Origin of the sequence: Albidovulum sp., from assembly GCF_049646345.1 — a bacterium.
Classification (GTDB): Bacteria; Pseudomonadota; Alphaproteobacteria; order Rhodobacterales; family Rhodobacteraceae; genus Albidovulum.
Genome location: NZ_JBARVQ010000854.1, coordinates 1 through 5,245 on the forward strand (window position 1 = coordinate 1; position 5,245 = coordinate 5,245).

The window sequence follows — 5,245 nt, forward strand, 5'->3', positions numbered from 1 at the left end:
GTTGACCGCCGGGGCGGCCGACGGGACCAGGGCGGGCTGAGCCGGGACTGTCGGTTGCGGATAAACCGGCTGAGGCTGCGCATATGGCTGCGTCTGCGCCAGCGTGGCGGCCCCGCTGACCCCGGCCTGGGCCAGTTCCGCAGCCGTCGGTGCACCGGTTCCGGTCGACGGGAAGGGAACGGCGGAATTCTGCGCCGGTCCCGGCACCGATTGCAGCGAAGCGTTACGTTGCGCGGCAATCTGCGCCTCGGCCTCTGCGGCGCGCTGGCGCTGGTATTCGCCATAGTCGCCAAATCCCACACCGCCGGAGGGCGGCGGCGGCGGTGTACAGGCGGTCATCAGCACCACGGCCAGACCCGGCAACAGAATACGCATCACACTCTCCCCGATCCTCTCGGCCGCGCCAATTACCACCATTTCGCGGGTTTGGAAACAAATCCGGCCGCGCGTTCCAGCACATAAGCGTGATTCAGCAGATCGCCCTCTTCCCACGGGCGGCCGATCAACTGAAGGCCAAGCGGCAGCCCCTGCCGGTCAAGACCGGTCGGAACCGCGATGCCGGGAAGCCCGGCGAGGTTCACCGTGACCGTGAACACGTCATTGAGATACATGGCGATCGGATCGGCATCGGCCATCTCGCCCAGCCCGAAGGCGGCTGACGGGGTGGCAGGCGTCAGGATCGCGTCGATGCCCTCGGCAAAGACGTTTTCAAAGTCGCGCTTGATCAGCGCGCGGACCTTGCGGGCGCGGTTGTAGTAGGCGTCATAGAACCCGGCGGATAGCACATAGGTGCCGAACATCACCCGTCGCTGCACCTCATGGCCGAAGCCCTCGGCGCGGGTCTTTTCGTACATCTCGGTGATGCCGTCGCCTTGGCTCAGCTTCGCGCGATGGCCGTAACGCACCCCGTCATAGCGGGCGAGGTTCGACGACGCCTCGGCGGGCGCGACCACGTAATAAGCGGGAAGCGCGTATTTCGTATGCGGCAGGCTGATATCGACAATCTCGGCCCCCGCATCCTTCATCATCGCCGTGCCGTCAGCCCAGAGCTTTTCGATCTCTTCGGGCATGCCGTCCATGCGGTATTCGCGGGGAATGCCGATCTTCTTGCCCCGGATGTCACCGGTCAGCGCCGCTTCGAAATCCGGGACCGGCAAGTCGGCGCTCGTGGAATCCTTCGGATCGTGACCGCACATCGCGCCCAGCATGATTGCCGCATCGCGCACATCCTTGGTCATCGGCCCGGCCTGATCCAAGGACGAGGCAAAGGCCACGACACCCCAACGCGAGCAGCGGCCATAAGTCGGCTTGATGCCGGTGATGCCCACGAAAGCAGCGGGCTGACGGATAGAGCCGCCGGTATCAGTGCCGGTCGCGGCAAGGCAAAGGTCTGCGGCCACAGCCGAGGCCGACCCACCCGAGGACCCGCCGGGCGTCAGCGCCGTATCATCATTGCCGCGCCGCCAGGGGTTCACGGCATTGCCATAGCACGAGGTCTCGTTCGACGAGCCCATGGCGAATTCGTCCATGTTCAGCTTGCCCAGCATGACGGCACCGGCATCGGCCAGTTGCTGACTGACGGTGGATTCGTATTCTGGTTTGAAACCCTTCAGGATGTTCGAGGCCGCTTGGCTCGGCACGCCCTTGGTGCAGAACAGATCCTTGATCCCGACTGGGATGCCGCACATCGCTGGCGCATCGCCCGCCTTGATGCGCGCATCTGCCGCCGCCGCACGATCGCGCGCGATCTCGGGCGTCTTGTGGACGAAGGCATTGAGCGCGCCCGCCCCTTCGATGGCCGACAAGCAAGCCTCGGTCAGATCCGCAGAAGTGACCTCACCCTTGCGCAGAGCGTCCCGCGCGGCGGCGATGGTCCATGTGTTCAAGTCGCTCATTCGACCACCTTCGGAACTGCAAAGAACCCTTCACGTGCATCGGGCGCGTTCGACAGGATCTTGTCCACCATATTGCCGTCCGTCACCACATCCTCGCGCCGCTTCAGCCGCATCGGCGTCACGGAGGTCATCGGCTCCACGCCGTCGACATCGACCTCATTGAGTTGTTCCATGAAGGCCACGACGGCGGAAAGCTCCCCCGCCAGCGCCGGAAGGTCGTCTTCCTTCACGGCAATCCGCGCCAGATGCGCGACCTTGCGCGCGGTGTCGGTGTCGATGGACATCGGGCTGTACTCCGTCCTTGGATCGGGGCAGGGTTTACAAGCAGGGCGACCGGCCCGCAAGGGCGGCAACACGCGGAGGATGCCATGAAAATCACCTGGCTCGGCCATTCCGGCTTTCGGATCGAGATCGAGGGGGCGGTGATCCTGCTCGACCCCTGGCTGACCGGCAATCCGATGTTCCCGGCCGAAAGGCGGGCCGAGGCGATTGCGGGGGCGACGCATGTTCTGATCACACATGGCCATGGCGACCATACCGGCGATGCGGTGGGGATCGCCAGGGATGCCGGTATTCCAGTGGCCGGCATCTATGATCTGGTATCGCACTGGGAGGCGGCCGAGGGGATTTCGGGCATCGGCTTCAACAAGGGTGGCACAGTCGATCTGGGCGGTGCCAAGGTGACAATGGTTGCGGCCAGCCATTCCTCGTCGCTTTCGGGCCCGGACGGACCGATTTATGCCGGGCATGAGGCGGGCTACATGATCGAGGGCGAAGGTCATGTGATCTATGTGTCGGGTGACACCGACATCATGGCCGATATGGGCTGGATGGGCGAGTATCACGCGCCCGATATCGGCATCCTCGCCTGCGGCGGGCATTTCACCATGGACATGAAGCGGGCGGCTTGGGCGGCGAAGAAATATTTCGCCTTCAAGACCGTCATTCCCTGTCATTACAAGACCTTCCCGCTGCTGGCTCAGACAGCGGATGACCTGACGGCGGGGCTACCGGGGGTGAATGTGATCGAGCCCGATGTACTGAGCCCGATCACATTCTGACCGCGTCGTGCAATGGCCGGGGTGCCCGTGTCCCGGCATCACAGTTCCCAATAGGCACGGCCCCGTGACAGCGGCTCCAGACCGACATCGCGCCTGATATGGTTCGACAGGTCGGCCTCATGGCGCCGCTTGAAGCGACGCTTGCGGAAAGCGAGATTCACCGCCGCCGCGACCACCGCGACGAAACCATAACGATGAACCAGAACCGCCACGGCCCGGACATGGGGCCTGTCCTCAGGGCGGACAGGTATGAAATGTGCGTTCATTGTATCACTCGGCCATGCGCCTTTCGACACAATGGCCCCTCTGATGGGATTGGGGGTGGAAGAACGGCATGACCCTGCGGGGATCAGACCGGTTTCCGGTTACGCGCTGGTGAGAATAAGGCGGCAGAAACCGCCGGTTTCGAGAGACTTACGAGACGCCTTGAAGGCGGCGGCAAGTTCCCGGGCGGGACGAAATGTCCATGGCCCATAGATCCACACCGGCGTGAAGCGTTGCATGTTCACAGATGTTCATTCTACGCCTCCTCTGGCTGGTGTTGGAACTGGCGCCAACATACACGAGTCGCCCGGGATACAAAGCGCGATATTGTACCCCAAATCATCCGCAGATTGTATGTGTCTGGGTGGCAACGGAATCGGGGGGCTACCCTCGACGGTTTTCGAAAAAAGCCTTGAGGATATCTGCCGCCTCTCCCGCTGCGATCCCGTCATAAACCTCAGGCGCGTGGTGGCATTGGGGATGGGCGAAGACCCGTGCGCCGTGGGCGACGCCGCCCGATTTCGGGTCCTCAGCCCCATAATAAAGCCGCCCGATCCGGGCGAAGGAAATCACCGCCGCGCACATCGGGCAGGGTTCGAGCGTGACATAGAGGTCGTGCCCCGGAAGCCGTTCGGACCCCGCTGCGGCGCAAGCCGCGCGGAGCGCCAGCACCTCGGCATGGGCCGTCGGGTCGTTCAGCTCGCGCGTCCGGTTGCCCGCCGCCGCCACGACCCTTCCGTCGGGGGCGACCACGACGGCCCCCACCGGCACCTCACCGCGTGCCGCCGCCGCCCGCGCTTCGGACAGGGCCTGATCCATATGGCTGCGAAATCCGCTCATACCTTCTGATGCCCTGCGCTGCGCCCGCACGCAAGCGCTTCCCCCGGGCGGTGATTCTGTATAGAGGGGGCGCTTCAGTGCCATTCCCGGGGGCGGACCCATGAGCGACGAGAAATCCAAGGGCGAACGTATCGCCAAGGCCATGGCCCGTGCAGGCGTCGCATCGCGCCGGGATGCAGAGAAGATGATCCTTGAGGGCCGCGTCGCGGTGAACGGCACGAAGGTGGCGAGCCCGGCTTTGGACGTGCAGCCCGGTGACAAGGTGACGCTCGACGGCAAGCTGATCGACGAACCGCAACCCGCCCGGCTCTGGCTTTACTACAAGCCCGTCGGCCTTGTGACTTCGGCCAAGGATGAAAAGGGCCGCCAGACCGTCTTTGACACGATGCCCGAAGGCATGCCGCGGGTGATGAGTGTCGGGCGGCTTGACCTGACCTCGGAGGGGCTTCTCCTCCTGACCAATGACGGCGGGTTGAAGCGACAGCTGGAACTGCCCTCGACCGGCTGGCTGCGCAAATACCGGGTGCGGGTCAATGGTCGCCCCAATGACGCGACCTTCGACCCCCTGCGGCGCGGCGTGACCATCGAAGGCGAGGAGTTTCAGCCGATGGAGGTCACGCTCGACAAACAACAGGGCGCCAATGCCTGGCTGACCGTGGGCCTGCGCGAGGGCAAGAACCGTGAAGTGCGCCGGGCGATGACCGAGGTCGGGCTGATCGTGAACCGGCTGATCCGGGTCAGCTATGGCCCGTTCCGGCTGAACAAGATGAAGATCGGCGATGTGGTCGAGGTGAAGGCCAAGGTGCTGCGCGAACAGCTGGGCAGCCTGATGGGCGAGGAACCGGCCGAAGAGGGGCAGAAGCCACGCGGTAAGGGCCGTGACCGCGACGAGCGCGCCCCGCGCGACCGCAAACCGCGCACGAAGCGTGACGATACCGCCAGAGGCGCGGGTGAGCACAAGTTCTCCAAACCGCGCCGGGAGGGCGAGCGCGACGGCGACCGGAAGTTCACCAAACCGCGCGCCCGTGCCGAGGGCAGCGGAGGTGACGGCGAACGTAAATTTTCCAAACCCCGCGCCGATGGCGAGCGTGGAGAGCGCAAGTTCTCCAAGCCCCGTGCCGAAGGCGAACGGGGCGAGCGCAAGTTCTCCAAACCGCGTGCCGAGGGTGAGCGGGGCGAGCGCAA

6 protein-coding genes and 1 pseudogene are annotated in these 5,245 nt (G+C 64.6%); 2 read left to right on the forward strand and 5 right to left on the reverse strand.

Annotation, left to right across the window (positions count from 1 at the left end; translation table 11 throughout):
• The 3 genes and pseudogenes from WBB85_RS22390 to gatC all read right to left on the reverse strand — a co-directional run.
• Positions 1-375 (reverse strand): annotated as a pseudogene (locus WBB85_RS22390) (hypothetical protein); the annotation flags it as partial.
• A 32-nt stretch (positions 376-407) separates the two neighbouring features.
• Entirely contained in the window at positions 408-1,895 is a 1,488-nt protein-coding gene (gene gatA / locus WBB85_RS22395) for an Asp-tRNA(Asn)/Glu-tRNA(Gln) amidotransferase subunit GatA (RefSeq protein ID WP_432640779.1), read from the reverse strand.
• Complete coding sequence (gene gatC, locus WBB85_RS22400; protein ID WP_432640780.1) at positions 1,892-2,179, reverse strand: Asp-tRNA(Asn)/Glu-tRNA(Gln) amidotransferase subunit GatC; 288 nt, start codon at positions 2,177-2,179, stop codon at positions 1,892-1,894. Before gatC ends, gatA begins: the two co-directional genes overlap by 4 nt.
• Positions 2,180-2,263: 84 nt before the next feature.
• On the opposite strand from gatC, the gene WBB85_RS22405 reads away from it, so the two are divergent.
• The gene (locus WBB85_RS22405; protein ID WP_432640781.1) at positions 2,264-2,956 is read left to right on the forward strand and encodes a metal-dependent hydrolase; all 693 of its coding nucleotides are present in this window, start codon (positions 2,264-2,266) and stop codon (positions 2,954-2,956) included.
• A gap of 38 nt (positions 2,957-2,994) precedes the next feature.
• Here the strand turns inward: WBB85_RS22405 and WBB85_RS22410 are convergent, their stop codons facing one another.
• Together WBB85_RS22410 and WBB85_RS22415 are read right to left on the reverse strand one after the other, a co-directional pair.
• Complete coding sequence (locus WBB85_RS22410) at positions 2,995-3,222, reverse strand: hypothetical protein (protein WP_432640782.1); 228 nt, start codon at positions 3,220-3,222, stop codon at positions 2,995-2,997.
• Positions 3,223-3,604: 382 nt separating this feature from the next.
• Positions 3,605-4,060 carry a nucleoside deaminase gene (locus WBB85_RS22415; RefSeq protein WP_432640783.1) on the reverse strand — a complete coding sequence of 152 codons (456 nt, stop codon included), beginning with the start codon at positions 4,058-4,060 and terminating at the stop codon, positions 3,605-3,607.
• Positions 4,061-4,160: 100 nt separating this feature from the next.
• Between WBB85_RS22415 and WBB85_RS22420 the strand changes: the two genes are divergently transcribed.
• Positions 4,161-5,245, forward strand: a 1,085-nt coding sequence (locus tag WBB85_RS22420) for a pseudouridine synthase (RefSeq protein ID WP_432640784.1), incomplete at its 3' end; no start/stop codon positions are given.